A 25,852-nucleotide genomic window follows, 5' to 3' on the forward strand; every position below is an offset into this window, starting at 1 on the left:
ACCGCTACACCGGTTCCGGAATCCGCGTACCGCCCCGGCCCGCGCGGCCCCGATATTCCTGTGGCGGGCACCCCTTCCAGCGCCGGAAGGCCCGGATGAACGAGGCCGCCTCGGCATAGCCCAGCCGGGCCGCCACCTGCTCGGTGGTCATATCGGTGTGGTCGAGCAGCTCCTCGGACAGCATCTGCCGCACTTCGTCGAGCAGCGCCCGGAAGGAGGTGCCCTCCTCGTTGAGCCGCCGGGACAGGGTGCGCGGGCTCATGAACAGCTCGGCCGCGACCGCGGTCTGATCGGGCACCTCACCGGGCTTGCGCACCAGCAGATCCCGCACCGTCCCGGCGACGCCCGTGCGGGCCTGGCGGCGGGCCAGCAGGTCCCGGCACAGTTGTTCATGGGTGCTGCGCGCCCACTCATTGGCCTGCGGCAGCGGTAGTTCCAGATAGACGCTGTCGAAGGCGGTCACATTGGCGGGCGCGCCGAAGACGGGCTCGACGCCGAACACGCTCCGATAGCGACTGGTGTCCCCCGGCGCGGCGTGCCGGAACGAAACCCGCTGCACGGGTACCTCCGTGGCGTACAGTTCCCGGCCCAGGGTCTGGATGCCCGTCATGACCCGCTCGGTCAGGAACGGCCGCACATCCGCGGGTATCTCGCGATCGTCGAGCACCAGTCGCGCTTCGCCGCGCGATTCCTCGAAGGAGAGCCGGCCGAACGCGAAGGCGAGCCCCACGTACCGCAAGGCCACGTCGACGGAATCGCGCAGGGTGCGGCTGCTGAGCAGCGCCAGCCCCCAGGGCCCGTACAGCGAGACGTGATAGCGGCTGCCGGCCTCCACGCCCAGACCCGGCTCATCGCCGAAGCGGGCGAGCACATTGCGCACCACCGCGATTTCCTGGCGCGCGGTGATCTCGGCGTGCGGGTCGATGACCGTCTCCGGTGTGAGCCCGGTGCCCGCGAGGCAGGCCGCCGCGGGCATCCCCCGTTCCGCGGCGAGTTGCGTCATGACATGAACGCTCGAGGTGTTCCTCGGTAGATCCCAGTCGAACATGTACCCGTGTCCTCATCGACCGACCAACGCTGACCTCGTGATTTCGGCGGAATACCGCAACGCCGGACCACGCGGTGTGGCCGAACTTACACGATTACCGTGCCGAACTGTCACGGACAGACGCGGGCGAAGTCCCCTTCTTCGGAGTGGCGGCTCGACTCGGGCGGCCGAACCCGGCGCCGGATTCACCACTGTCTGAGCCGGACCGGCTCGATTCGGCGGGCCGAATCACCGTGCGATGCTCAGGATTCCGCGAAGAACAGCAGGGTGAACATGGCGAGAATGCGCTCCGGGTCGTAGTGCTCCGGGTCGTCGAGCAGCAAGCGCGAGGCGGTCTGGATCAAGCCCTGCACCAGGCGCACCAGGACGTCGAGATCGACGTGTCGCGCATCGTCCGGATGGTCGGCCAGCCAGTCGCCGAGCAGGCTCCGATACGGGGTGCGCAGCTCGTCGCGGGTCTGCTCGACGCGTTCGCGCAGTACCGGCGGCACACCGTCGATCGGGAAGTACACCAGCCGCCAGGTGGCGGGCATGGCGCGCACCTCGTCGAGGAACTGGCGCAGCGAGGCGGAAACCGCCTCCGGCACGGTGTCTTCGGCCTGCGCCGCGGCCATGGACCGGGCGACGGCCGCCCGCATCCGGGCCGATTCCCGCTCGATGAGCTCGCTGAGCACCTCGTCCCGGCTGCCGAACAGGTCGTACACGACCGGCCTGGTGACATCGCTGCGCTCGGCCACCGCGGCGATCGATACGGCGGCGAAACCGTTCTCCACCACCAGATTCAAGGCCGCGTCGAGCAATTGCTCCCGGCGCTCGGCGGGAGTGAGCCGTTTGGCGTAGCGCCGCCGTGGTTTCGCGGCGCGGCTCGAGGCATTGGGCACCGCGTCAGTCCTTTCCGGCCGGATGCACGGGAATGACGGCCGCCGCCATGGCGCGCCGGGTCAGCCAGCGCAGGGTTTTCCCCACGGCATCGCGGTCCGCACCGTCGTGCACCAGCAGCCGGGCGGCGGTCTCGCTGACGCTGATCGCGCCGTGGCTCACCAATTCGGTGTCGATCTCGCGCTCGCCGAGCGCGGCGGCCACGGTCAGCAGCGCCCGGGTGCGTTCCCGGATCTCGTTGCGCGCCTTCACGATCCGCTCATGGGCCGCCTTCGGCATCCCGTCGCCCGGCATGAGCACCAGCCGCCAGGTCTCCGGGGCCGACCGCACCAGGTCCAGGAAGATGTCGACGGCCCGATCGGCCACCGCCACCGGATCCGCGCCGGGCGGCAGTTCCGGCGTCGCGTCGGCCGCCATCGCCACTACCGCCCGTTCCTCGCGATCGAGCAGTTCGGCGAACAACTCGTCGCGATCGGAGAATTCGGAGTACAGGGCCGGACGCGTCACGCCGGCGGCACGCGCGATGGCGTGCATACTGACCGAGGCGTATCCGTCGCGCACAATGAGCCCCCGCGCGGCGTCGAGAATGCGCTCGCGGCGCTCGGTCACCCACTCCTCCTGTATTCGTCCGACGATTCCGGCTTCCGGGCCGGTGCGGCCAGTTTAATCAAGCAGGCGGCGCACGACGTTCGGCCGCCCGCGGTCCGCCCGGAGCGGCTGTCCGCGCTGCGACGGCGGGGATGGGCCGCGGCCCCTCACGCGAGTTTCAGGTCCCGGCCGATGATTTCGCGCATGATCTCCGAGGTGCCGCCGTACACCCGGGTGATGCGGGCGTCGGCGGCGGCGCGCGCGATCGGGTACTCGCGCATGTAGCCGTACCCGCCGAACAGCTGCTGACAGCGGTCCAGGCAGCGGAACTCCATTTCCGAGGCCCACAGCTTGGCCTTGGCGGCATCAGCGGGCGTGAGCCGCCCGGCATTGAGTTCCAGCACGCATTTGTCGAGGAAGGCTTCCGCCACGGACACCTCCGTCGCCACGTCCGCGAGCACGAACCTGGTGTTCTGGAAGCCGCCGACGGCCTGCCCGAAAGCCTTTCTCTCCCGCACGTATTCGACGGTGGTGCGCAGGGCCGCGCGCGCCCGCGCCAGGCAGGCCACCGCGATCTGCATTCGCTCCTGGGGCAGATTCCCCATCAGGTATTCGAATCCGCGGCCCACCTCGCCGAGCACATTGGTTTTCGGCACCCGGACATCGGTGAAGCTCATTTCGGCGGTGTCCTGTGCACGCAGGCCGAGCTTGTCCAGGTTGCGCCCGCGCTCGAATCCGGCCATCCCCCGCTCGATCACCAGCAGCGTCAGTCCCCGATGCCGCTCCGGCGACGTCCGCACGGCCGTGATCACCAGATCGGCGTTGATCCCATTGGTAATGAAGGTCTTCGCACCGTTCACCACGAAGTGGTCGCCCATATCGACTGCCGCCGTACGTAATCCGGCTACATCCGATCCGGCTCCCGGCTCCGTCATGCCGATCGCCGCGATCAGGGTTCCCGCAACGAACCCCGGCAGCCACCGCCGCCGCTGCTCCGTGGTCGTGAGGTTCACCAGATAGGGCGTGCAAATGTCATTGTGCAGAGCGAAATTCAATCCGACGCCCGCGCAGTCGGCATTCATGAACTCTTCGATGAGGATCTGATTGAACCGGAAGTCCGCGACCCCCAGCCCGCCGTACTCCTGCGGGACCGCGAATCCGAGCAGCCCCAACTCCCCCGCCCGCGCGAACACCGACCGCGGCACGATCCCCGCGTCCTCCCATTCGAGATAGCGCGGCGCCACCTCCTTGTGCACGAATCCCCGCGCCAGCTCGCCGAACGCCACCTGGTCCGGCCCGTAATGCCCACGTTCCATACCCCCATGGTCCGCGATCCCCCGGACCCCGGAGCAGACAATCCCGGCCAGCCTTTGTCGGCCGTATCGCGCAGAATGCTCGGCATGCCAAGCGTTTCCCGGATACTCATACCCACCCAGCTGGTCGATCGGTTCCACCTGGAACTGGAGACCACCGCGACGGTCGAGTCGCGGTTCGAGCATTTCGCCGTGGGCTGCGCACCGGGCGGCGAGATCTACACGGTTTCCCGGGTGACCCGCGGCGCGAAGCCATTCCGGTCGAAGGATCCGACCCGGGCCACCTTCGGAGTGATCACCCGTTATGACGCCGACGGCCTCCCCGTCGCGGCGGCGGTGACGGAGATCGACTCCGATGCGGGTGAGCCGTCACGGTTTCCCGCGCCGTCGGGAGTGACGGACTGCTCCGTGCTCCCGAGCGGCACGGTCGCGCTGGCCGGATACCTCGACGGCACCTACCTGCTGGACGCAGACCTCACCACGGTCCGGGCGGCCTTCACCCAGCCGTACGAGGAGGAGATCCCCGGCGCCCCGTTCGCCACGAGCATCCGGCCCACCCCCGGTGGCCGACTGCTCTGCCTGGTCGCGGAACGCCACGTGTACTACGGCAACTCCGTGCCGAATCTCATTGCCATCACCGATGATCCGCTGACTCCGGCGCAGCGGCCGACACTGCGGGCCATTGCCTCGGCCGACGATCGCGCCGAGCGGCAGACCGAACGCCACGCACGCTCATATCTGATCTTCGACGGCGCGCCCGTCCTCGGCGCGAATCGGCCGGCGCCGACGCTGGCCGCCCTGGTGCCGCGCACCGACGACGAGCGCTTCTGGATGGGAGTGAACCGGCCGCCGCGCGTCTACACCCCGGAACCGCTCGCCGACGACCTGTTCGTGGTACCGGTGTTCGCGCGCGGCCTGCGCAGCGGCGGCAAGGGCCTGCCCTTCGTCTTCGCGCTGATGGACGAGGCCGGGAAGATCCAGGGCCGCCTGGAAGGTATGCATCCGTACCGCCACAGCCCCTACGCCGGTTCCCATCACCGCGTCGCCACCGATCCGCGGCGTGGGCGCGCCTATCACCTCAACAAGAACGGCTTCTGGATCTGGTCGCGCGACGGCGAGCTGCTCGCCATGCTGGACACCACCGTCAAGGAGTTCAAGCCGCTGGCCGCCTTCGAACTGCGGGCCTGCGCACCCAATGGCGACGTGGTGCTCGTTCATCCCAAACAGCATCTGGTGCTGCGGATTCCGATTTCCGACTCCGGGAATCCGGGCCCGGAGGTGGTGGCGGCGCTGACGGACTTCCGCCGCCAGCGCACCGCGGCCAAGAAGGCCTACGGGCCGACCGACTGGCATTGGACCTGGACGCCCGAGCGGTTGCACTACCTCTGAAAACCGCTCGGGCGGGCCATCATTCGCTAGTTCGAGGGCGGGTTCTTCAGCAGATCGTCGGCCACGGCCTTGCCCACGCTGTAGGCATTGTCCAGGGCCAGTTTGAAACCGGCGGTCGAGGTGTCGAGATGCTGGACCACGGTCTGGCCCGGGTGCGGCTGGTCGAAATTGCTGACCGTGCGCAGGCTCAGGTAGCGGTTGAGGTAGCCGTGGGCGTTGAGGGCGGTGGCGACGGCATTGTCCTCCATCTGGGTGGTGCAGTACACGCCCTTGCCCTCGGTGCGCACCTCCATGATGTAGCGGGCCTGATCGGAGGGCACCTTGCCGGAGTAGTAGTCGTCGCCGGTCATGGTGTCGCACTTCATGACCGACGGGACGCGGCCGGCCTGGCCGGGAAACAGCGCGCGTTCGGCGGCGGCCTCGGGGCTGTCGGCCAGCTTGGCCTCGCGGGTCAGCTGGAATGCCCTGTCCACCAAGGATTCATCGAGGTGGTAGGCGTCGGTGTTGTAGTCCTCGACGGGACGGTAGGCGAAGGGCACCTCCGGCGCCTCGGCGGGATCGAGGTGGTTGCCGAGGTCGAAGTCGACGACCCAGTTGGCCCACACCGCCGAGCCGAGGGTGCCCTGATCCGGCGGCGAGCCGGCAATGCCCGCGGTGAGGAAGTAGGCCTTGGAGAAGTCGAACTTGTCGCTGTTGAGGATCGCCATCATGGTGGTGGCGGCATTGGACTTGCCCTGGCCGGTCTCGGCCACGCACAGCCGGTCGGCATTGCAGCGCACCGGCTTGAAGGCGCCGGGGACCTCGACGGTGGTGGGCAGGTCCTCGCGCTGCAGCCACACCTCGTTCTCCGGGTCGAACATGGTGATGACCAGTACCCCGACATCGATCTTGTCGGAGTCGTTCTTCGATCCGCTCGAACATCCGGTGAGCGCCAGAGCGGTCACCCCCAGTGCGGCAGCAAACTTCCAGAGACGGTTGGTCATTGCGACAGAATAGGGGACATATCACCTCATCACGGCACTGGCAGGCCGGTGTGTGGGCGGAGTCTCGGCCCCGAGCCATAACGACTCGGGGCCGAGCACCCCCTCTCCGCTATTCGTTCACGGCGAGGACCGTACCGGCGGCAACCGTCCGGCCACCCTCACGCACGGCGAAGCCGAGACCGGCCTCCAGCGGAACGGGCCGCCCCAGGGTCACCGCCATCTCGACGGTGTCCCCCGGCTGCGCGCGCCCGTCCGGCAGCACCACATCGCCGACCACGTCACCGGTGCGCACGTAGAACTGCGGCCGGTAGCCGGTGGCGATACCGGTGCGCCGCCCGCCCTGGGCCGGGGTGAGCAGATGCACCCGCGCGGTGAACCGGGTGTGCACCGCAATGCTGCCCACCGCCGCGACGACCTGCCCGCGGGTCACCTGCCCGCGCTGCACGCCGCGCAGCAGCAGCGCCACATTGTCCCCCGCCTCCGCCGATTCCATTGTCCGCCCGAAGGTCTCGACACTGGTCACGACGGACTCGAGGCTGTCGCCGTACCCGAGCACGGCGACCCGGTCGCCCACCCGGACCCGGCCGCGCTCCACCGCCCCGGTGACCACGGTCCCGCGCCCGGTAATGGTGAGCACGTTCTCCACCGGCATGAGGAACGGCGCGTCGGTGTAGCGCACCGGCATCGGGATGTACTCGTCGATGGCCTCGAGCAGCCGCAGCACCGCCTGCGACCACTGCTCGTCGCCGTCGAGCGCCCGCAGCCCCGACACCGGCACGACGGGCAGGTTCTCCCCGTCGTAACCCTGCGCGGACAACAGCTCCCGCACTTCCAGCTCGACCAGCTCCAGCAGCTCGCTGTCGGCGGCATCGGCCTTGTTGAGCGCGACCACAATGTGCTCGACCCCGACCTGCCGGGCCAGCAGCACGTGCTCGGAGGTCTGCGGCATCACGCCGTCCAGGGCCGACACCACCAGGATCGCGCCATCGAGCTGTGCGGCCCCCGTGATCATGTTCTTCACGAAGTCCGCGTGCCCCGGCATGTCCACATGCGCGTAATGCCGTGTGGCGGTCTCGTATTCGACGTGCGAGATATTGATGGTGATCCCGCGCGCGATCTCCTCCGGCGCCCGGTCGATCCGATCGAAGGGCACATACGTCCCGCCGCCCCGCTCCGCGAGCACCTTGGTGATGGCGGCGGTCAGCGTCGTCTTCCCGTGATCGACATGCCCCATGGTCCCGATGTTCAGATGCGGCTTGGTACGGACGAAGGCCTGCTTGGCCATGACGAATTCTCCATCTGGGAGTCGTGATTCGAGGGAACCTCAGCAACGAGCGACCTTCCCCGCCTGAGGTCCCGGGACGTCCCGGAGAAGGTCAGCGTCGTGCGCCGTCGAATGCGAGAACCAGGGCAGCGGCCATCGCACCCGCGACTGCGGGCGTTGCGGCGATGGCGTGCGAGAACATGCCGACCAGGTTCCCGCAGAAACCTGGCCGGCGCCACCGAATTTCCGTGGGTGGCGATCGTCAGGCGACCTTCGGAGCCGCGCGGACGCCGATGTAGCAGTAGACGCTGCCGTCCGGGAGCGTGGAGAAGACCACGGGCAGCCACGATTCGGCGGCATTGGCGCGACCGGCGAACACGGTGTCGGTGACCGGCACCAGTTCCATGTGCAGCGGCGGCGCCAATCCGTCCATGCCGTCGACGAATTCGTAGGTCGCGGTGTGGCCCGCGGGGCCGTCCCCGATGGTGATCTTGATACCCGCGCGGCGGTAGATGCCCAGGTAGGGCGCGATGTCGACCCGCGGCGGCTGGGCGGGCGGGGCGAAATCCTCCGGCATGTCGATGCCCGCGAGATCGCGCAGCAGTTCGCTGAACAGGCGGTGATAGATGGGGTGGCCGTGCGTGAAGGGGGTGTCGCCGCCATTGTCGTGGAGCACGATGATCACCCCTGCTTCCGGAGCCACCCGCAGGTAGCTGTGCTGTCCGATGGCCGAGCCGTCGTGCCCGTAGCCGAAGGCGCCGTTCCAGTCGTAGAGCGTCCAGCCCAGACCCCAGGCATCGGAGCTGACCGTCCACTTGTCCGGCACCTCGATCTCGCGCTGCTGCATGGCTGCCACGATCGGCTCGCCGAGCAGCCGAGTGCCGTCGGGCGCGACGCCGCCGTCGAGATGCAGTTTCGCCAGCCGCACAATGTCGGCGGCCGTCGCGCACAATCCCCCGCCGCCGGGAACCTGGGCGCGGGTCAACGGATTCCACGCCGGTGCGACCTCCGGCTGCGCCCCGGCCTGACCCAGATGGCTCATGGCATTCGGGAAGCGCAGCACCTCCTCGGGCAGGGTCACAGTGTGGGTCAGGCCCAGCGGCTCGATCAGCATCTCCCGCAGCGCGGCATCGTAGGTCTGCCCGGTGACCACCTCGATGATGCGGCCCAGAATGATGTAGCCGGACTGGCAGTAGGACACCACGATTCCCGGCGGGCAGTCCTGCCGCAGGTCGGCGCAGGACCGCACGTACTCGGCCACGGCGTCGTCCCCGCGGCCGGTGTCGATGTGATGGTCGCCGGACAGGCCGCTGGTGTGGTTGAGCAGCATGCGGACGGTGATGGTCTTGGTGGCCTCCGGATCGGCCACCCGGAAGTCCGGCAGCACCTCGGCGACCGGCGCGTCCAGGTCGAGCCTGCCCTGATCGACCAGCATCATGATGAGCGTCGCGGTATGGATCTTGGTCACCGAGCCGACCTGGAACACCGCATCGGTGGTGACGGGATTCCCGATGCCGCGGTGCAGCACGCCGCTGGCCAGCTCGTGAATCTCACCGTCGGCGAGCACGGCAAGCGACAGCCCCGGCATGTGGTTCTCCTCGCGCAGCGCGTCCAGCCGCGCCTGCCAGTGAGCGGTATCGAATGTCATTGCGTCATCTCCTTTTTCGATCGGACTGTGTCCAGCTTGCTGGGCCCTACCAGTGGGAACAACGACGAAATCCGATACGGTTCGTCAAGCCACGGGTTCACGATTCGAACGCGAGTTCGGTAGCATGCCCCGGCGAGAACAAGGCGGGAGGGCCGGGGTGGAACTGCGTGATATCGAAATCTTCCTGACGCTGGCCGAGGAACTGCACTTCGGCAGAACCGCGGCGCGGCTGTATGTTTCGGTCACGCGGGTGAGCCAGGCGATCAGGAAGCAGGAACGCGAAGTCGGCGCGAAGCTGTTCGACCGCGACAGCCGCAATGTCACCCTCACCCCGATCGGGGAGCAGTTGCGCGACGACCTGCAACCGGTCTATCTCGGCTTGCGCAATGGCATGGAGCGGGCGCGACAGGCGGCGCGCGGCGTCACGGGCCGGTTGCGCGTCGGAATGATCCCGCACAATGCCCACGATCTGAAACCGATCTGGGATGCCTTCCGCACCGCACACCCGCAGTGGGAGTTACGGATTCAGCACAATCCCTATATCGACGCCTTCGAACCGCTGCGCAATGGCGAGATCGACGCGCTCATCTCCTGGCTTCCGATCGAGGAACCCGACCTCACCGTCGGGCCCCTGGTCTTCACCGAACCCAAGATGCTGATCGTGCCCGTCGATCATCCCCTGGCCGGCCAGGGCCCGGTGTCCATCGAGGTCATCGGCGAGCGGGGTGTTGTCGCGGGCGGCCTGCCGGTCCCCCTGCTCGACTACTGGGTGGATGCCTACACCCCCTTCTACACTCCCAAAGGCCGTGCGGTCGAACGTCATCCGACGCCCAACCGGTCGGTCGACGATATCTTCACCGCCGTCGGCACGGGCGAGGGAATCCACCTCATGAACGCGCACATGCATCGCTATCACCCGCGCCCGGATGTCGTGTTCACACCGCTGAAGGAACGATCGCAGCTGCGCTTCGGCCTGGTCTGGCGTACGAACGCGGAGACCGAACCGGTGCGGGCACTGGCTCGTATCGTCCGCGAGCTCGGCCCGGCCGCACTCTACGAGCCCTGAGCCAGGCCCCTGATCTAGGCCACGGCAACGGGTTCGGTGAGCCGCGCCGGCTTCAACGTCAGGCATAGCGGTGCGGCGAGGAGCAGGACCACCGCTTCGAATCGGTACAGCTCGTGTACTGCTCTCGGAATTGCCGCCGCCGCCATTCCCGAGGAGAAGTTCGCCGCCGGGCTCGGCATGACCTTCACCGTCCGCCAGGTCGGCGGCGCGCTGGGTATCGCGGTGCTGGCCGCCATCATCTCGGCCAATGGCGCCAATCTGCTGGAAACGGCGCAGGCCGGAACAGACGGCCGCGGCCGATCACGTCGGCCAGCCGCCCGGCGGGCGCGAGTCCGGCCGCGAAGGTGACGGTGTAGCCGCTGACGACCCAGGTCAGCACGGATTCCGGGGTGCCGGTGAACGAGCCCGAGATGCTCGGGAAGGCGATGTTCACCACCGAGACGTCGAGGAAGGTGAGGAACGAGGCGGCGCAGACGATGAGCAGGACCGGTGCGGCTCCTATACCAGTGGACGAGATCGTGGCGCGATGTGTCATGGTCCCTCCCCGAAAATCCTTGACAGGGCCTGCGGCCGAGCCGATATTCCACCTTGGGGGACGTGGATCGGTGTGGAATAGTCGGCGGATCAAAACACCGCCTGCTACGCAAAAGCGCTGGTCCGCCCGCTACACTGCCGAACGGGGAGGTCGGTTTGTTTAAGTTCTCGATATTGGGCGAGGTGCGCGGCTGGCGTGCGGACGCACCGCTCGACCTGGGCCCGCCACAGCGCCGGGCCGTGCTGGCGGCCCTGCTGCTGCGCGAGGGCAAGGCCGTGACGGCCGCCGAACTCGTCGAGGGCATCTGGGGTGAGGATCCGGTGCTGCGGGCGGTGCCCGCCCTGCGCACCCATGTGGCCAAGCTGCGCCGCGAACTGGAACCGGAGCGGGCCATGCGGGGGCCGTCCACGCTGCTGGTGTCCGTCGGCGACGGGTATGCGCTGCGCATGCCGCCGGGCAGCACCGATATCGACGAGGTGGAGAGCCGGGTGGCCGCGGCCGCGCTGCGGCGCGACGACGATCCGGCCGCCGCCCGCGCGAACCTCATCGCGGCCCTGGCGTACTGGCAGGGCGCGGCGCTGGGCGGACTGCCGGGACCGTTCGCCGAACGCCAGCGCGCCCGGCTGGAGCAGTGGCGGCTGGCGATCCTGGAGGACCGGCTCGCGCTCGATATCGAAACCGGCCGCAGCGCCGAGGCCGTCACCGAACTGGGCCCGCTCATCGTGGAGCATCCGCTGCGGGAACGCTTCCGCGCCTTGCTCATGACCGCGCTGTATCACTGCGGGCGGCAGGCCGAGGCGCTCGAGGAGTACGCCCGCGCCCGGCGCGCCCTGGTGGACGGGATCGGCGTGGAACCCGGACCGGAGCTCGCCGCCGTGCACACCCGCATCCTGCGCGCCGATCTGCCGCCGGTGCGGCGCCCGGCCCGCGCGACGCCCACCCCGGCCCAATTGCCGCCGGACATCGCCGATTTCACCGGCCGCTCGCGACTGGCCGAGGAGCTCGCCGCCCAGGTCAGCGGTGACGGCAGCGCGGTGGCAATCTCCGCGGTCGGCGGCATGGGCGGCGTCGGCAAGACCACCCTGGCGCTGCACGTGGCGCATCGGGTGCGCGATCGATTCCCGGACGGACAGCTGTATGTGAACCTGCGCGGCGTGGACGCCGAACCGGTCGCGCCCGGTGACGCGCTCAGCGGTTTCCTGCGCTCGCTCGGGGTCGCGGAGGGCGATATTCCCGCCACCGTCGACGACCGGGCCGCGCAGGTGCGAACCCTGGTGAGCGACAAGCGGATTCTCATGGTCCTCGACAATGCCCGCGACAGCGCCCAGGTGCGGCAGCTGCTGCCGGGCACGCCCGGGACCGCCGTCCTGATCACCAGCCGCTCCGCGTTGACCGAACTGCCCGCCGTCCGCCGCACCCGCCTCGACGTCCTGGAGGCCGAGGAGGCGATGACCCTGCTCACCCGCATCCTCGGCGCGGAACGCGTTGCCGCCGAACGGGATGCGGCCTATGCGGTGATCGCGCAGTGCGCGTATCTGCCGCTGGCTGTGCGCATTGTCGGCGCGCGCCTGGCGGTCCGCCCGCAGTGGACCATCGCCGCCCTGGCCGAGCGGCTCGCCGACGAGAGCCGGCGCCTGGATGTGCTGCAAACCGGCGAGCTGACCGTCGAGGCGGCCTTCCACCTCGGCTACGGACAGCTGAATGCCGAGCAGGCCAGGGCTTTTCGCACGCTGGCGCGCGCCGAGGTGCCGGATCTGCCGGTCGATGCCGTGGCCGCGGTGCTCGGCGTCTCCGTGGACCGCGCCGAGTATTTGTGTGAATCCCTGGTGGATCTGAGCCTGCTGGAGACCACCGCGCCCGGCCGGTACCGCTTCCACGATCTGCTGCGCCTGTTCGCCCGCCGGCTGCCCGGCGAGGACGAGACCTTCGTGCTGTCCCGGCTGCTCGACTACTACCTCGCCAGCACCAAGAATCTGCTCTGCGCAATCGATTACAGCAACACCACCAGCCTGCTGGTCCCCACCACCGTGCCCGGCCACCTGTTCACCGGCGGGCCGGATGGGCAGCGCTGGAACGATATCGAGCGCCCGGTGGTCATCGCGCTGCATCGCCAGGCCGCGCGCCTGGGCGGGCAGGTGGTGGCCATGGCCGCCGATCTGGCCTGGGTGATGGCCGAGTTCATCGATGCCGGCATCAATGCCCGCGAACTCGCCGATGCCCTGAAGGCCCTGCTGCACACCGCGATCCGCGAGGACGACTGCGGCAGCATCCGGCGGCTGCGGGTCGCGGTGGGCGCACTGCTGCAGGTCGGGCTCGGCGAGGTGGAGGCGAGCATGGAGCATCTGCAAGCCGTGCCGCCGCCCATCGACGACGCCGGGCGCCGCCTGCAGGTGCTCTCGGAAATCCTGCTCGGCATCGCCGACCGCAGATTGGGCAACACCAAGGATTCGCACCGCCATTACGTCAATGCCATGACGCTCACCCGCGCGCTCGGCGATCTGTCCATGGAGGCCTGGATTCTCGCGCTCGCCACCCGCACCCTGTGCGAATCCGGGCAATACGACGAAGCCATCGCGGTGGCCGATCGCGCCATCGGCCTGGCCCGCGAATCCTCCAATCCGGTCGCCCTCGGCTGGGCCACCCACGAATTGGCCGCCACCCGGTCCCTGCTGGGCGAGCACGGCCGCGCCCTGGAACTCGGCGTGCAGGCCGTGCGCATGGCGCAGCGCAATGGCGTCCGGTTGTGGGAGGGCTGGGCCCGCACCCGCCTGGCGCAGATCCACCTGCGCGCCGGGCACGCCGACGCCGCCGAAGCCGAGGCCACCCACGCCCTGGATCTGTTCACCAAGGCGGCCGATCCCATCGACCGCGCCCGCGCCATGGCCCTGCGCGCCTCCGCCATGACCCTGCGGGCGCAGGCGCTGGCCACCACCAGCGCGCCCGATGCCGTCGCGACCGCCGCTGCCGCCGATCGCGAGTTCGCCGACGCCACCGAGATCTTCCGGCGCGCCGGTCTGCCCGCGCCCACCCTGGACAGCCTGTTCGGGCCCGCGCCCACCCGTCAATAGAGAACGTTTATTCGCTTTTTATTCGCGCCTGCAAGGGTGCTCTCGTCACACCGATGCAGGGAGGTCAGCGGTGCCGACACACACCAGGGGCGGGTCCGCATGTGTGCGCGGGGTCCACATGCGTATCCAGCACGCCCGCACCACCGCCGCCCGCTTCGCGGCCACCACCGGCGAAGCCTGGACCGACGTCACCGACCGCCTCACCCTGGCGCGCGCTCGGACCGTCTGGTGGGCCGGCCGATTCGCCGAGCGCCATCGCGCGGGTGATCGAGCCGCCCCGGCAGCCCCGCTCGCCGCGGCGCCGCCCTTTCGGGCCGCCGGACTCCGGGAGCCGGTCGGCGCCGGGCGATTCCATTAGCGATTCGTTGGCTTGTGCCAAGCGCCCGTCCCGATCCTGGGGACCATGCGGATCACATCAGCCACGGTGGTGGCCATCGCGGCGCTGGCCGTGACCCTGACGGCGTGCGGCGACGCGACGACGCCCGGAGCTCCGGGCGCGCCGAGCGCCACGACCTCGGTCGCGGGCATACCGCCGCGCAATACGCCCATCTCCGCTTCCGGGCTGCGCATCGACGGCACCCAGGGCACGCTCGCCTACGATGTGCTGGTGCCCCAGGTGCAGGGCGGAACCGGCACCGGGCCAAAGGCATTCAACCAGGGCATGCGCGCGCTGCTGCAGTCGCTGATCGACGAGTACGACGACGGCGGCGTCTCGCTCACCGATCCGACCGAGCTCAGCGCTGTCGAGCACATCGGCCGCACCGTGGTCAGCGGCGTGCTGTGGACGAATCTCGACGGCGGCGGCGTGCGGCCCCTCACGATCCTGGGCACGCACGTCACCAATCTCGGGACCGGCCTGGAAATCCAGCTGCCCGAACTGTTCACCGATCAGCAGGCCGGGCTGGACGCCCTGTCCGCTCAGGCCGCGCTGCTGCTGCCGCAATCGCGCACCGGCGCCGACTTCGACGCCGACGGCATCACCCCCATGCTGGAGAACTTCCGCTACTGGACCGCCACGCCCGCGGGCATGCACGTCTATTTCGTCCCCGGCCAGGTGGGGCCGAATGCCATGGGCGTCGTCGACATCACCATCCCTTGGACGGCGCTGAGCACCGTGCTGGATCCCGGCTGGTCCGGCGTTGTCGACAGCTGACGCCGCGCCCGCCGGGGCGCATGGTTAGATAGCCCGCAGTTTCGCCAAGTGTTTGCTGTGCTCCGAACCTGTTGTCCGTGATCGGCAGTGGTGAAGGCGGGCCTGTTGAACGTTCTGCGAGAACACAAGACATTGGTGTCGAATCTCGCTCTGGTGGGTGTGATGCTGGTGGGGGTGACCTACCTGCTGGTGAGCGTGGCGCGGGTGAAGCCGCCCGAGTCGACCTATATGGTGACCGTGCATCTGGCACAGTCCGGCGGGTTGCAGCCGGGCGGCGATGTCACCTGGCGCGGGTATCGCGTAGGGCGGGTGAAGTCCGTCGATCTGATCGACGGCGGGGCCGCCATCGCCGCGGTGGCCGAGATCGATGACAAGTACCGGATTCCGGCCGATACCACCATCGCCGTGGGGGCGTTGTCGGGCGCCGGGGAGCAGTACCTGGACTTCCGGCCCAATACCGATAGCGCGCCGTATCTCGCGGACGGACAGGTCATACGGTTCGATCCGGAGCGGATCAGCACGCCGACGCCGATCTGGAATGCCCTCGAGCATTCCGATGCGCTGTTCGCGCAGATAGATCCGGACAAGCTGGGGGTCATTCTGAATCAGCTCGATATCGCCTTCAGCGGCGGGCCGGACCAGATGCGGGCCCTGGTCGACGGGGTGAGCCTGGCGACGGCGGGGCTGGACGATCTGCTGCCGCAGACCACCAATCTCATCGAGAACCTGCGGCTCATCGCGGATACCACCACCCGTGCGCAACCGGATCTGGGGACGCTGACCGCGAATTCGAGCCTGCTGGCCGGGCAACTCGACGACGCCAATGCCGAGCTGCGGGAAATGCTCGACTCCGCACCGGCCCATCTGCGGGTGGCCGACGAGATCCTGGACCGCAACCAGGACCCCATTCAATCGCTGGTGACCAATATGACCGCCATCGTGAAGGCCGCGCTGCTGCGGACCCCGGCCTTGCGCGCGCTGTTCCCGTCGCTGCTGGTCGGCACCGCCGCCATGGGGGCTCCGGCCCACCACAACGAGTTTCACACCGTGGTGGACGCCTGGCTGCGGCCGTGGTGCGAGTATCCGGTCAAGCCGTCGGCCCACTATGTCGTGCAGGACGGCACCTTGGCACGCTGGAGTTACTGCGATGATCCGCCGCCGGGCCAGCAGATTCGCGGCTCGTCGAACGCACCGCGGCCGGATGTTCCCGACAATGGCGCGAACGCACCCAGCTGGGCCGATCCCCGCGACCGCACCCTGCCGCCCATCCGCTGACCGCGCACCGGCCCGCGGCGCGCCGGTGGACCGCGTTCGCGTGTCGTCGCCGAATGGCGCGAATCTCCGGACACACAGGCCAGAATGATGCCCGGTACCTCCCAACGGTCCAAAGCTCTCCCAACGTGATGTCCCTTCGCCCTGGCGGGTTGACAGGGTGGCGGGCAAGGCTAGAGAGGTCAGAACCGCGATGAGAACACAGCGTTACCTCGGCTTGGCGGCGCGATCCGTGGTCTTTATCGGTATCGCATCCGCCGGATTCGCGGCCGTGCCCGCGCAAGCCGAGCCGTTATGGCCGGGCGGTCCCGATATTCCGGGTCTTCCCGCCATCATTCCGAGCGAGCCGGCTCCGATCACCGCGCCCTGCGGTGAGAAGACCGCCCGGGCCTGCCTCAACCTGGAAACCAATGAGGCATGGCTGCTGGACAACGGCAAGGTCGTCTACGGCCCCACCCCCATCTCGCACGGCATGCCCGGCTACGAAACCCGCCGCGGCCTGTTCGACGTGGACTCCAAGAAGCCGTTCCACTGGAGCACCATGCACCACGCCCCCATGGAGTACGCGATCTTCTTCGACGGGGACATCGCCTTCCACATCGGGCCGATCGACCGCCAGTCGCACGGCTGCATCCGCATGGTGCCCGACGGCGCCCGCGAGTTCTTCAACTACCTGAACCCCGGTGACCTGGTCCAGGTGGTGTAGTAGCCCCGCTCGACCCGAACCCCCTCCCGGCTCCGGCCCGGAGGGGGTTCTCCATATCAATGCAGGTACGACGCGATCAATGCAGGTACGACGCCCCGTTCACATCCAGCACCGCCCCCGAACTCCACTGCGCCTCCGGCGACGCGAGATACCGCACCGCCGCCGCGATCTCCCCCGGCTCGGCCACCCGCCCGAACGGACTCTGCGCCCGCACCGCATCGTTCACCCGCTCCGCCACCCGCTCGGTGGCCACGAACCCCGGTGCGACCGAAGCCACCCCGATCCCGTACGGCGCCAGCGAGGCCGCCAGCGACTGCCCCAACGCATGCACCGCCGCCTTGGTGGCCCCGTACGCCGGATGATCCGGCTCCCCCCGAAACGCCCCCCGCGACCCCACATTCACAATCCGCCCCGCAACCCCCCGCTCGATCATGTGCCGCGCCACCAGATACGACACATTCGCGGTCCCCACCAGATTCACATCCACCGTCTCCCGCCAAACCCGCTGCCACTCTTCATAACCCGTATCAGCCACCGGACTGGGCAAATTCACCGCCGCATTGTTCACCAGCACATGCACCGTCCCCAGCGCCTGCACGGCCGCCCCCACAATGCCTTCCGCCTCCCCCGAAACATCCCCGCCAACCAGCACATGCCCCTCCCCCGGCAACCCGGCCAGCGTCTTCTCTGCCTCCTCCCGCCGCGAAGAGTAATGCACCGCAACCCGATCCCCCAGCTCCGCGAACATCACCGCGATCGCCCGCCCGATCCCCCGCGAAGCCCCCGTAACCAACACACCCCGGCCATCTACCCGTTCACCCATACCCCCACCCTGCCACGAGCCTCCGAGCCCCCGCACCCCCCACCGGCTCCCCCGCGCCGCAGACCCGGCCTGGCAACCGAAAAAGACCCGATCCTTCTGTTCTGGAATATCACGGTGTGCAGATGACCGTCGACAAGGCAGCCGCAACGATACTGAGCATGGCTTGGGCGCTCGCGATCCGATCAGCGCACACGATCGTCTATCTTCCCTTGCGGCACAACGATGCAGAACCGCTTTCGAACTCGAGGCGCACCACCTGCGCAGCCTCGTCGAGGAATGCCCGGCACATGCACGAACAACCGGAAACACACTGCTGCGCTGAAATCTCGGTCTCCGGCCACCCGCAATGGCTGCACGTCGAATACTGCCGACAACACCGAACCGCCAATCCCGCAAACCTCTGAACCACGCCGCCGCCGCCCGGAACCGAGCCTAAGCAAGACTCGATTCCCCCTTCACGTGCACTCGGCTGAGGTCCGCGCGACATCCCACATTCCTGGACAGGTGATCACCGGGAAACTGTGGCGGCATTCGCCGAGTAGCTGCCGCCACCAGTTCCCGGTCGATGCATTTTCAGATCATGCACAGACGAGGATCAGCGATATGGCCCGCACAGCAATGGGATTCGTTCCAGCGGGACAAGTCAGAGGGCGCAGAGTGTCCGATTGAAGATCTAGGATCTGTGCCCATGGGTGAGCCCTCGTTGATCGCGATCGACCACGATGATTATCACGCCGAACACGTGGGCAGGACTGCGGACGGTAGGCAGTTCTTTCTCACCACGCCGTTCGAGCCCGCACACGGGCTGGGTGAAGGCAACGAGTTCGTGGCTCTGTTCCTGTTCGATGCGGGCGGGGCTTTGCTGGAGGCGAGGATCGACGAGTTCGGTCCGCGGGCGAGCATGGATCGCGATCGGCGCCGGGGATTGTACGAACAGCGGCTGCGTGAACTCGGCGAGGTGACGTTCGGCCGGATCGAAGTCGCGCCGTTTCGGCTCGAGCAGTTCGGCACTGTCTTCGGGCTCATCGTCCGCCCCCGGGACGAGGAGGATGAGCCGTGGTGCGTGGAACTTCACCCCGGAAACTACATGGCGTTCACCGAACCGTGGGACAGCGGCGATTACGACACTTGACCTCCGACTCGCGTCTCCGGATGACCGTGGGCGGATCACGATCCGCGTGGAGTGACGAAGCCCACTCGGGACCTCCGTGAATAAGGTGGGGGAATGTTGACCACGTTGGCGGTGGAGAATTACCGGTCGTTGCGGCGTTTGGTGGTGCCGTTGGGGCGGTTGAATGTGGTGACCGGGGCCAATGGGAGCGGGAAGTCGAGTTTGTATCGGGTGCTGCGGTTGCTCGCGGATTTCTCGCGGAATGGGGCGGTGGCGGGGCTGGCCAGGGAAGGCGGGTTGGATTCGACGCTGTGGGCGGGGCCGAACCGTGCGGCGCGAAATGAGCCGGTGGGGTTGCGGGTCGGGTTCGCCGGTGAGGACTTCGGGTACGCGGCCGAGTTGGGTCTGCCGGCTGCCGGGCAGTCGATGTTCGATCGGGATCCGGAAATCAAGGCCGAGGCGGTCTGGGCCGGACCGGTGCTGCGGCCCTCGACCGTGCTCGCCGACCGCGGCGGGCCGGTGGTGCGGCTGCGGGACGAGGGCGACGGCTGGGGTATGGTGCCGCACGCGCTGAAACCGTTCGACAGCATGCTGGCCGAACTGGCCGATCCGCAACGCGCGCCGGATTTGCTGCTGTTGCGTGAGCGCATTCGATCCTGGCGGTTCTACGATCATCTGCGCACCGATGCCGATGCGCCGGCGCGGTCGCCGCAAATCGGTACCCGGACAATGGTTCTGGCATCGGATGGCGCGGATGTCGCGGCGGCGCTGCAGACAATTCGGGAGATCGGTTTCGCCGAGGATCTCGACAAGGCGGTGAACAATGCCTTTCCCGGCAGCAACGTCGAAATCGTGAACCGGGACGGGCGATTCGAATTGTTACTGCATCAGCCCGGACTGATGCGGCCGCTCGGGACGGCGGAGTTGTCGGACGGCACCTTGCGGTATTTGCTGCTGGTCGCGGCGCTGCTGTCGCCCAGGCCGCCCGAATTGCTGGTTTTGAACGAGCCCGAGACCAGCCTCCATCCGGAATTGCTCGCGCCATTGGGTGAGCTCATCGCCACCATGGCGGAGGAGACGCAGGTCGTGGTGGTGACCCATGCGCGGGAATTGCTCGACGTGATGGCCGAGCAGGCGCGCGACCTGCGTTTGATCGAATTGGTGAAAGAGGACGGCGCGACGACCGTGTCCGGTCTGGGGTTCTTGGACGAGCCGCCCTGGTACTGGCCGGAACGTTAGGCCGTCGCCGCGCGGCGGGGAGCCATATTCTGTGGGCGTGAGTGTGGATGCTGTCGGCGAGCCGGGCCCGCTGCCGCGGGGGCGGCACGGGCTGACCAGGGAACAAGTGGTGACGTCCCAGTATCGGCGGTTGTGCACCGCGGTGCTGGAGGCGGTGGGTGAATTGGGGTATGCGGCCACCACGGTGGCGGATATCGTGACCCGCGCGCAGGTGGCGCGCCGCACGTTCTATTCGGTATTCGGCAGTAAGGACGAATGTTTCGCCGCCGCTTATGATCTCGCGGTGGGGACGGCGCTCGATCAGCTGCAGGAAACCGTCACGGGCATGGTGGGGGTGAATTTCGATGAGCGGGTGCGTATTTCGTTCGAGATCTATCTCGCCGTCCTGGCGGCGCAGCCGCGGGCGGCGCGCGCGCTGTATGTCGAAACCCTCGCGGCGGGACCGGGATTGGTTGCGCACCGGGCGCGGGTGCACGATCGATTCGCGGAATACATCATGGCGGTGGCGCGGGTCGGGGTGCGCGACGGGGATCTCGCGGCCGACCCGGATCCGCAGCTGATCGACATGCTGCTCGGCGGCATCGACGACCGGGTGCGGGCCTGCCTGCACGAGCGCGGCGCGGAGAAGCTGCCGGAACTGGCGCCGCTGTTCACCCGGACGGCCATTACGATCGCCCGCACGCCCGCGGAATGACTGTGCTGTCGATCACCACAATCGGTGCGCGGGCAATGACCGGGACGGATTGTCATCTGACACAGGGCCAGTGACACGGGCCACACTCGGCCCCTAGCGTCGCATTCGAATTCGACACCGCAGTCGTTTCGAGTGAGGCATTAGGGAGTTGTTCATGAGGCCGAAGATCCGGGCGCTCGGCAGCGCCGTGTTCGCAACCGCATTGGCCATTACCGTCTCCGGCGGTGCGGCGAATGCCGATACCGGCAGCAGTTCCGGATCGGCGCTGGCGAGCACGGCATCCGACACCGTGGGCGAGGGGCCGGAGATGACGTCCTATCTGGCCGCGTTCGGTTACGGTCTCACGCATCCGGATGCCGCGCCGCCGGGAGCCAATAACTGGAATTGCAAACCGAGCGCCGAACATCCGCGGCCGGTGGTGCTGGTGCACGGCACCTGGTTGAACACCTATGACAGCTTCGCGTATTTGTCGCCGCGAGTAGCACGGGCCGGATTCTGTGTATTCGCCTTCAATCTCGGCCGCGTCGGAATTCTGGACGGCGGCGGCATCGGGCCGGTGCTGCCGGGCCGCTACGGCGTCGGGCGGATGGAGGATTCCGCGCGGCAGCTTGGGCAATTCGTGGATCGGGTGCTGACGACGACGGGAGCGGAAGCGGTCGATGTGATCGCCCATTCGCAGGGCGGGCCGGTGACGAGCCAATACCTGAAATTCGAAGGCGGTCAAGGAAAGATCCAGAAGGTCATCTCCTTCGGGGCCACCAGTCACGGCACCACGCTGATGGGGATGGCCTTGCTGGGGCGGGCGATCACCAACCTGGGCGTGAACATCCTCGGCTTCTACGAACCCATTCTGGGGCAGTCGAATATCCAGCAGGTCGTCGGATCGCCGTTCTACGCCCGGCTCAATGCGGGCGGGGACACCGTTCCCGGGGTCGAATACACCGTGGTCGGCACGCGGCACGACGAGATCTCCAATCCCTACGAGTGGACCTTCCTCCAGCCCGGCCCCGACGCCACCGTGGACAACATCACGCTGCAGCAGGGCTGCGACGAGGACATGTCCGATCACCTGACGATCCTGTACTCGCCGCGCGCGGCCTCGATCGCCTTGCGCGCCTTGGATTCCCAGCAGAATCCGGAGCTCGAATGCACCTTCAATCCCTGGATGATCGGCGGCGGCGGTCAGTTCTGACCGGGCCCGGCAGGAAAGGAACACCATGACGATCGGTGAATCGGTCGAAAGCCTCGGGCCTTCCGGCGGTGACGAGCCGGCCAGAGCTCGCCCCCTGCTGCCCAGCGAGGATCCGTTCTACCATTCCCCGATCGCTCTCGACGGCGTGCGGCCCGGGACCATCCTGCGCTCCCGCAGAGTCCGCCTGGGGCTGTTCGGCATTGTGCCGCAACAGGTGTCGGCATGGCAGCTGCTGTATCGCACCATCGATCTGAACGGCAATCCGGAAGCCGCGGTGACCACCGTCCTGCTGCCCTGGAATGCGGATCCGGCCGTGCCGCGCCCGCTGGTGTCGTTCCAGTGCGCCATCGATGCCGTCGCCCCGAAGTGCCTGCCCTCCTATGCTTTACGTCACCGCGCCCGCCCCCTCGGCGCGATTCCGCAGATCGAGCTGCCGCTCATCGCCAGCGCGCTGGAACGCGGCTGGGCGGTCTCGGTCCCCGATCACGGTGGGCTGCAAGGGCATTTCGGCGCCGCCCGCGAACCCGGCTACCGGGCCCTGGACGCGGTGCGGGCCGCCCTGCGGTTCCGCCCGCTCGGCCTGCACGCGCGCACCCGAATCGGCTTGTGGGGATACTCCGGCGGCGGTCTGGCCACGGCGTGGGCCGCGGAGCTGGCGGGCGCCTACGCCCCGGAACTCGATATCGCCGGAGCGGTGGCGGGCTCCCCCGTCGGTGATCCGGCCGCCGCGTTCGCGCGCTTGAACGGCTCGCCCTTCGCCGGATTCGCCATGGTCTTCACCGCCGGCCTGCGGCGGGCCTATCCGCGACTGGATCACATTCTGCGCGGGCAACTCTCGGCCGATTACCTGGCCTTGCTGGAGCGCGCCGAATCCCTGGCGACCTTCCCGCTGCTGGCCCGGTTCATGGGCCGCAATGCCGACCGGCATCTGCCCGCGGGACTCGACGCATTCCTCGGACATCCCGAGATGCGCGTCATCCTCGATGAGATCCGTCCCGGCGCAGCGGCTCCCGCCATGCCCATGCTGGTGATCCAGGGCGTGCACGACGAGGTGATCGCGGTCGGCGATATCGACGCGCACGTGGCCCGCTACCTCGACCGGGGCGCACACGTCCGCTACCTGCGCGACCGCCTCAGTCTGCATCTCCCGTTGCAGTTCATCGGCACCCCGATCATGGTCGACTGGCTCGCGGGCCGGTTCGAGGACCGCCCGCTGGAACCGGCCGGTACGCACACCGTGTGGTCGGTCGCCCTGCCCGGCCGGATCCTGCTGGAACTGCTGCGATTCACCGCACTGCTGGTGTCGATGCTGTCCGGACGTCCCATTCGGGAACGGCGCGATCGTAGCTCCGGGCAACCAGGGCCGAGCGCAGGTACCACAGGCCTGATGGTTGTGCCGGATCGAAACCCGTGAGCTGACCGATGCGCTTGAGCCGGTAGTCGACGGTATTGGTGTGCACGCCCAGCAGCCGTGCCGTCCGCCGCCGGTTCAGGTCGTTGCCGATATGGCGGCGCAGCGTCTCCAGCAGTTCCGGGTACTCGTCGAGCGGATCCAGCAGGGCGCGCAGATATTCCCGGCCCGGCCCGGGCCGGGTGAGCTGATATTCCATGGCGAGATCATCGAAGCGGTACAGCCCCGGACCGCACTGCAGGCGCTGCACCATATCCAGCAGCTCGTGCGCCCGGTCGGCCGCCTCGGGGATGCGGTCGGTCTCGGCCTGCATAACGGTCGCGGTTATGGAAACCTGTGCGGCCGTGGACAATCGGTCGATGAGCCGGTCGGCGGCCTCCGCCCGGATGCGCGGTTCCGGCAGGGTGGCGGTGGCCCAGGTGGCGGGCAGCAGGATGGTGCCGCCGTCGGTGCCGAGCAGCGACAGCGCCTGTCCCGCACAGCGAGTGGCGAGTTCGGACTGGATGCGCCGCAGCTTGCGCCGCGCCACCACCTCGCCGTCGATGGCGGTATCGGATTCCCCCGGATGCGGCGGAATGCTCACCGCCAGCACATAATACGACTCGTCGATGGTGACGCCGCCGGCCCGCGCCATGGTCGAGGTCGGATGCCCGGCCAGCAGCGCCGAGGTGACGGTATGCACCGCCGTGTGATGTTCGGCCACCACCGCGCGGTGTTCGCGGACATAGGCGACCGCGAAGGCCGAATCGACCACGGCCAGGACCTCCAGCAACCGCCGTGCGGTGACGGCGAGGCGATGGTAGTCCGCCGGGGTGGACTCCTCCACGATCAAATCGAAGCCCATGGTGAAGCCGTCGTGAATGGCGCGGTGAATGGTCCCGATCGGAATGCCCTCGCGCGCCCAGTCCGCGCCCGCGCGTTGCAGCCGTTCGATTTTGGCCGTCACGTCCCGGCCCTCCAGCACCCCGGCCGCGAGTTCCAGACAGGTCCTGGTGACCGCGGTGATATCACCGCGCAGCGCGTCGCCCGGCAGCGTGCCGCAGGTGGCGACGTGTTCGGCGAAGTGGGTGACCAGACGGCCGGACAGCGCCCGAACATCGTGCAGCGGAGTCGAAATCGGCGCCACCGGATGCGCGGTGGCCAGTGCGGCCTCGGTACTTCTCATCATGTCGACCCCTACGAGTTTCAGGGAACGCTGAAGTTCCTACTGGAGCGTAACTGTAATCGGCGGCGCTCCGGGCGGCAATCACGCCGAGAGCCCGGCGCCCCTCGCGGGCGCCGGGCTCTCGATTCGCACCGGGGTTCAGTTCAGCGCGGCGAAGAACTCGCGGATATCGCCGACCAGCAGGTCGGGGACCTCCAGGGCCGGAAAATGGCCGCCGGAGTAGAACTCCGACCAGTGCACGATATTGTGCGCCTTCTCCGCGAACACCCGGACCGCGTAGTCACCGGTGGTGAACACCGCGACGCCGGTGGGCACCGTGCCCCGCTGCGCCGGGACGAACATCGCCGCGTCGTGGAATCGCTCGTAGTAGTAGTCGGCCACACTGCGCGCGGTATCGGTGAGCCAGTAGATCGTGACCGTGGTCAGCATCTTGTCCCGATCGATGGCCTGCTCGGGCAGCTCGTGGGCGGCGTCGGTCCACTCCTTGTACTTCTCGACGATCCAGCCCAGCTGTCCCACCGGGGAATCGGCGAGCAACTGCGCCAGGGTGTTCGGCCGCGAACCCGCGAGTTTCATGTAGGCCGAACCCTCGTCCTGGAATTGCTTCATGGCGCCGAGGCGCTGCTTGTCGGCCTCGGTGAGCGCGGCCATATCGGCCGGATCGCCGGTCGGGAAGGTGACCAGCGCATTGGCGTGCACGCCGAGCACGTGATCGGCATCCACGCGACCCAGTTTCGGGGCGATGAACGCGCCGTGATCGCCGCCCTGCACGCCGTAGCGGTCATAGCCGAGGCGGGCCATGAGCTCGGCCAGGGCGGCGGCGATCCTGCCGTCGTTCCAGCCGGTTTCGGTCAGCGGCCCGGAGAAGCCGTGGCCGGGCAGGGTCGGAATGACCAGGTGGAAGGCCGGGGCCTCGGGCGCGCCGTGGGCGGCCGGATCGGTCAGCGGGCCGATCATGTCCAGGAAGTCGGCCGGGGTGCCCGGCCAGCCGTGCAGGAGCAGCAGCGGGGTGGCGTCGGTGCGCTCCGAACGGATGTGCAGGAAGTGCAGGTTCTGCCCATCGATGGTGGTGGTGAACTGCGGGTGCGCGTTGAGGCGGGCCTCGATGGCGCGCCAATCGAACTTCTCGGCCCAGTAGGCGGTCAGATCACGCAGGTAGGAGGTGGGCACGCCGCGCTCCCAGCCGATGCCCGGAACCTCGTCGATCCAGCGGGTGCGGGTCAGGCGCTGCCGGAGATCGTCCAGGTCGGCCTGCGGGATGTCGATGCGGAAGGGGCGGATTTCCTTGTTGCTCATGACATTTAT

Annotated in this window: 24 protein-coding genes and 1 pseudogene; 13 read left to right on the forward strand and 12 right to left on the reverse strand. The window is 68.2% G+C overall.

What is annotated here, in order from left to right:
* Positions 1 to 4: 4 nt before the first annotated feature.
* From ACYQ5L_RS24015 to ACYQ5L_RS24030, 4 genes are all read right to left on the reverse strand, one after another.
* On the reverse strand, positions 5 to 1,003 hold the full coding sequence (locus tag ACYQ5L_RS24015) for an AraC family transcriptional regulator (protein ID WP_459960380.1): 999 nt from the start codon (positions 1,001 to 1,003) through the stop codon (positions 5 to 7).
* 287 nt (positions 1,004 to 1,290) lie between these two features.
* Complete coding sequence (locus ACYQ5L_RS24020) at positions 1,291 to 1,929, reverse strand: TetR/AcrR family transcriptional regulator (protein WP_459960382.1); 639 nt, start codon at positions 1,927 to 1,929, stop codon at positions 1,291 to 1,293.
* A gap of 4 nt (positions 1,930 to 1,933) precedes the next feature.
* Positions 1,934 to 2,536, reverse strand: coding sequence for a TetR/AcrR family transcriptional regulator (locus tag ACYQ5L_RS24025; protein WP_459960384.1), 603 nt, complete (start codon positions 2,534 to 2,536; stop codon positions 1,934 to 1,936).
* Positions 2,537 to 2,682: 146 nt separating this feature from the next.
* Positions 2,683 to 3,831, reverse strand: a complete 1,149-nt coding sequence (locus ACYQ5L_RS24030) for an acyl-CoA dehydrogenase family protein (protein WP_459960386.1) — start codon at positions 3,829 to 3,831, stop codon at positions 2,683 to 2,685.
* 84 nt (positions 3,832 to 3,915) lie between these two features.
* Here ACYQ5L_RS24030 and ACYQ5L_RS24035 point away from each other — a divergent pair, with 84 nt between their 5' ends.
* The gene (locus ACYQ5L_RS24035) at positions 3,916 to 5,217 is read left to right on the forward strand and encodes a hypothetical protein (protein ID WP_459960388.1); all 1,302 of its coding nucleotides are present in this window, start codon (positions 3,916 to 3,918) and stop codon (positions 5,215 to 5,217) included.
* 26 nt (positions 5,218 to 5,243) lie between these two features.
* Here the strand turns inward: ACYQ5L_RS24035 and ACYQ5L_RS24040 are convergent, their stop codons facing one another.
* From ACYQ5L_RS24040 to ACYQ5L_RS24050, 3 genes are all read right to left on the reverse strand, one after another.
* Positions 5,244 to 6,200, reverse strand: a complete 957-nt coding sequence (locus tag ACYQ5L_RS24040; RefSeq protein WP_459960390.1) for a purine-nucleoside phosphorylase — start codon at positions 6,198 to 6,200, stop codon at positions 5,244 to 5,246.
* Between the two features lie 109 nt (positions 6,201 to 6,309).
* Complete coding sequence (gene tuf / locus ACYQ5L_RS24045; RefSeq protein ID WP_459960392.1) at positions 6,310 to 7,485, reverse strand: elongation factor Tu; 1,176 nt, start codon at positions 7,483 to 7,485, stop codon at positions 6,310 to 6,312.
* Between the two features lie 241 nt (positions 7,486 to 7,726).
* Entirely contained in the window at positions 7,727 to 9,112 is a 1,386-nt protein-coding gene (locus tag ACYQ5L_RS24050) for a serine hydrolase domain-containing protein (RefSeq protein ID WP_459960394.1), read from the reverse strand.
* A 157-nt stretch (positions 9,113 to 9,269) separates the two neighbouring features.
* On the opposite strand from ACYQ5L_RS24050, the gene ACYQ5L_RS24055 reads away from it, so the two are divergent.
* Positions 9,270 to 10,178, forward strand: coding sequence for a LysR family transcriptional regulator (locus ACYQ5L_RS24055; RefSeq protein ID WP_459960396.1), 909 nt, complete (start codon positions 9,270 to 9,272; stop codon positions 10,176 to 10,178).
* 14 nt (positions 10,179 to 10,192) lie between these two features.
* Here ACYQ5L_RS24055 and ACYQ5L_RS24060 read toward each other — a convergent pair whose 3' ends face one another.
* On the reverse strand, positions 10,193 to 10,426 hold the full coding sequence (locus ACYQ5L_RS24060) for a hypothetical protein (RefSeq protein WP_459960398.1): 234 nt from the start codon (positions 10,424 to 10,426) through the stop codon (positions 10,193 to 10,195).
* A complete protein-coding gene (locus ACYQ5L_RS24065; RefSeq protein WP_459960400.1) occupies positions 10,414 to 10,713 on the reverse strand; it encodes an MFS transporter in 300 nt (99 codons plus the stop codon). Before ACYQ5L_RS24065 ends, ACYQ5L_RS24060 begins: the two co-directional genes overlap by 13 nt.
* 155 nt (positions 10,714 to 10,868) lie before the next feature.
* Here ACYQ5L_RS24065 and ACYQ5L_RS24070 point away from each other — a divergent pair, with 155 nt between their 5' ends.
* From ACYQ5L_RS24070 to ACYQ5L_RS24090, 5 genes are all read left to right on the forward strand, one after another.
* Positions 10,869 to 13,781, forward strand: a complete 2,913-nt coding sequence (locus tag ACYQ5L_RS24070) for an AfsR/SARP family transcriptional regulator (protein WP_459960402.1) — start codon at positions 10,869 to 10,871, stop codon at positions 13,779 to 13,781.
* 118 nt (positions 13,782 to 13,899) lie between these two features.
* Positions 13,900 to 14,139, forward strand: a complete 240-nt coding sequence (locus ACYQ5L_RS24075) for a hypothetical protein (RefSeq protein WP_459960403.1) — start codon at positions 13,900 to 13,902, stop codon at positions 14,137 to 14,139.
* A gap of 45 nt (positions 14,140 to 14,184) precedes the next feature.
* Positions 14,185 to 14,934: an RsiV family protein gene (locus ACYQ5L_RS24080; RefSeq protein WP_459960405.1), complete on the forward strand. Its 750-nt coding sequence runs from the start codon at positions 14,185 to 14,187 to the stop codon at positions 14,932 to 14,934.
* 105 nt (positions 14,935 to 15,039) lie between these two features.
* Positions 15,040 to 16,209, forward strand: a complete 1,170-nt coding sequence (locus tag ACYQ5L_RS24085; protein WP_459960407.1) for an MlaD family protein — start codon at positions 15,040 to 15,042, stop codon at positions 16,207 to 16,209.
* A gap of 190 nt (positions 16,210 to 16,399) precedes the next feature.
* Positions 16,400 to 16,912, forward strand: coding sequence for a L,D-transpeptidase (locus ACYQ5L_RS24090; RefSeq protein WP_459960409.1), 513 nt, complete (start codon positions 16,400 to 16,402; stop codon positions 16,910 to 16,912).
* A 76-nt stretch (positions 16,913 to 16,988) separates the two neighbouring features.
* On the opposite strand, the gene ACYQ5L_RS24095 is transcribed toward ACYQ5L_RS24090, so the two are convergent.
* Positions 16,989 to 17,735, reverse strand: coding sequence for an SDR family NAD(P)-dependent oxidoreductase (locus ACYQ5L_RS24095; protein WP_459960411.1), 747 nt, complete (start codon positions 17,733 to 17,735; stop codon positions 16,989 to 16,991).
* Between the two features lie 122 nt (positions 17,736 to 17,857).
* On the opposite strand from ACYQ5L_RS24095, the gene ACYQ5L_RS24100 reads away from it, so the two are divergent.
* The 6 genes and pseudogenes from ACYQ5L_RS24100 to ACYQ5L_RS24125 all read left to right on the forward strand — a co-directional run.
* Complete coding sequence (locus ACYQ5L_RS24100; RefSeq protein ID WP_459960413.1) at positions 17,858 to 18,139, forward strand: hypothetical protein; 282 nt, start codon at positions 17,858 to 17,860, stop codon at positions 18,137 to 18,139.
* A 299-nt stretch (positions 18,140 to 18,438) separates the two neighbouring features.
* On the forward strand, positions 18,439 to 18,867 hold the full coding sequence (locus ACYQ5L_RS24105) for a hypothetical protein (protein ID WP_459960415.1): 429 nt from the start codon (positions 18,439 to 18,441) through the stop codon (positions 18,865 to 18,867).
* A 93-nt stretch (positions 18,868 to 18,960) separates the two neighbouring features.
* Positions 18,961 to 20,085, forward strand: coding sequence for an AAA family ATPase (locus ACYQ5L_RS24110; protein WP_459960417.1), 1,125 nt, complete (start codon positions 18,961 to 18,963; stop codon positions 20,083 to 20,085).
* A gap of 37 nt (positions 20,086 to 20,122) precedes the next feature.
* On the forward strand, positions 20,123 to 20,779 hold the full coding sequence (locus ACYQ5L_RS24115; protein ID WP_459960419.1) for a TetR/AcrR family transcriptional regulator: 657 nt from the start codon (positions 20,123 to 20,125) through the stop codon (positions 20,777 to 20,779).
* 154 nt (positions 20,780 to 20,933) lie between these two features.
* Positions 20,934 to 21,971: an esterase/lipase family protein gene (locus ACYQ5L_RS24120; RefSeq protein ID WP_459960421.1), complete on the forward strand. Its 1,038-nt coding sequence runs from the start codon at positions 20,934 to 20,936 to the stop codon at positions 21,969 to 21,971.
* Between the two features lie 25 nt (positions 21,972 to 21,996).
* Positions 21,997 to 23,172 (forward strand): annotated as a pseudogene (locus ACYQ5L_RS24125) (lipase family protein); the annotation flags it as partial.
* Between the two features lie 85 nt (positions 23,173 to 23,257).
* Here ACYQ5L_RS24125 and ACYQ5L_RS24130 read toward each other — a convergent pair.
* Both ACYQ5L_RS24130 and ACYQ5L_RS24135 read right to left on the reverse strand, forming a co-directional pair.
* Positions 23,258 to 24,550: a PucR family transcriptional regulator gene (locus ACYQ5L_RS24130; protein WP_459960423.1), complete on the reverse strand. Its 1,293-nt coding sequence runs from the start codon at positions 24,548 to 24,550 to the stop codon at positions 23,258 to 23,260.
* Positions 24,551 to 24,685: 135 nt separating this feature from the next.
* On the reverse strand, positions 24,686 to 25,843 hold the full coding sequence (locus ACYQ5L_RS24135) for an epoxide hydrolase family protein (RefSeq protein WP_459960424.1): 1,158 nt from the start codon (positions 25,841 to 25,843) through the stop codon (positions 24,686 to 24,688).
* Positions 25,844 to 25,852: the final 9 nt, after the last annotated feature.

The sequence above is a fragment of the Nocardia sp. IFM 10818 genome, assembly GCF_054655275.1.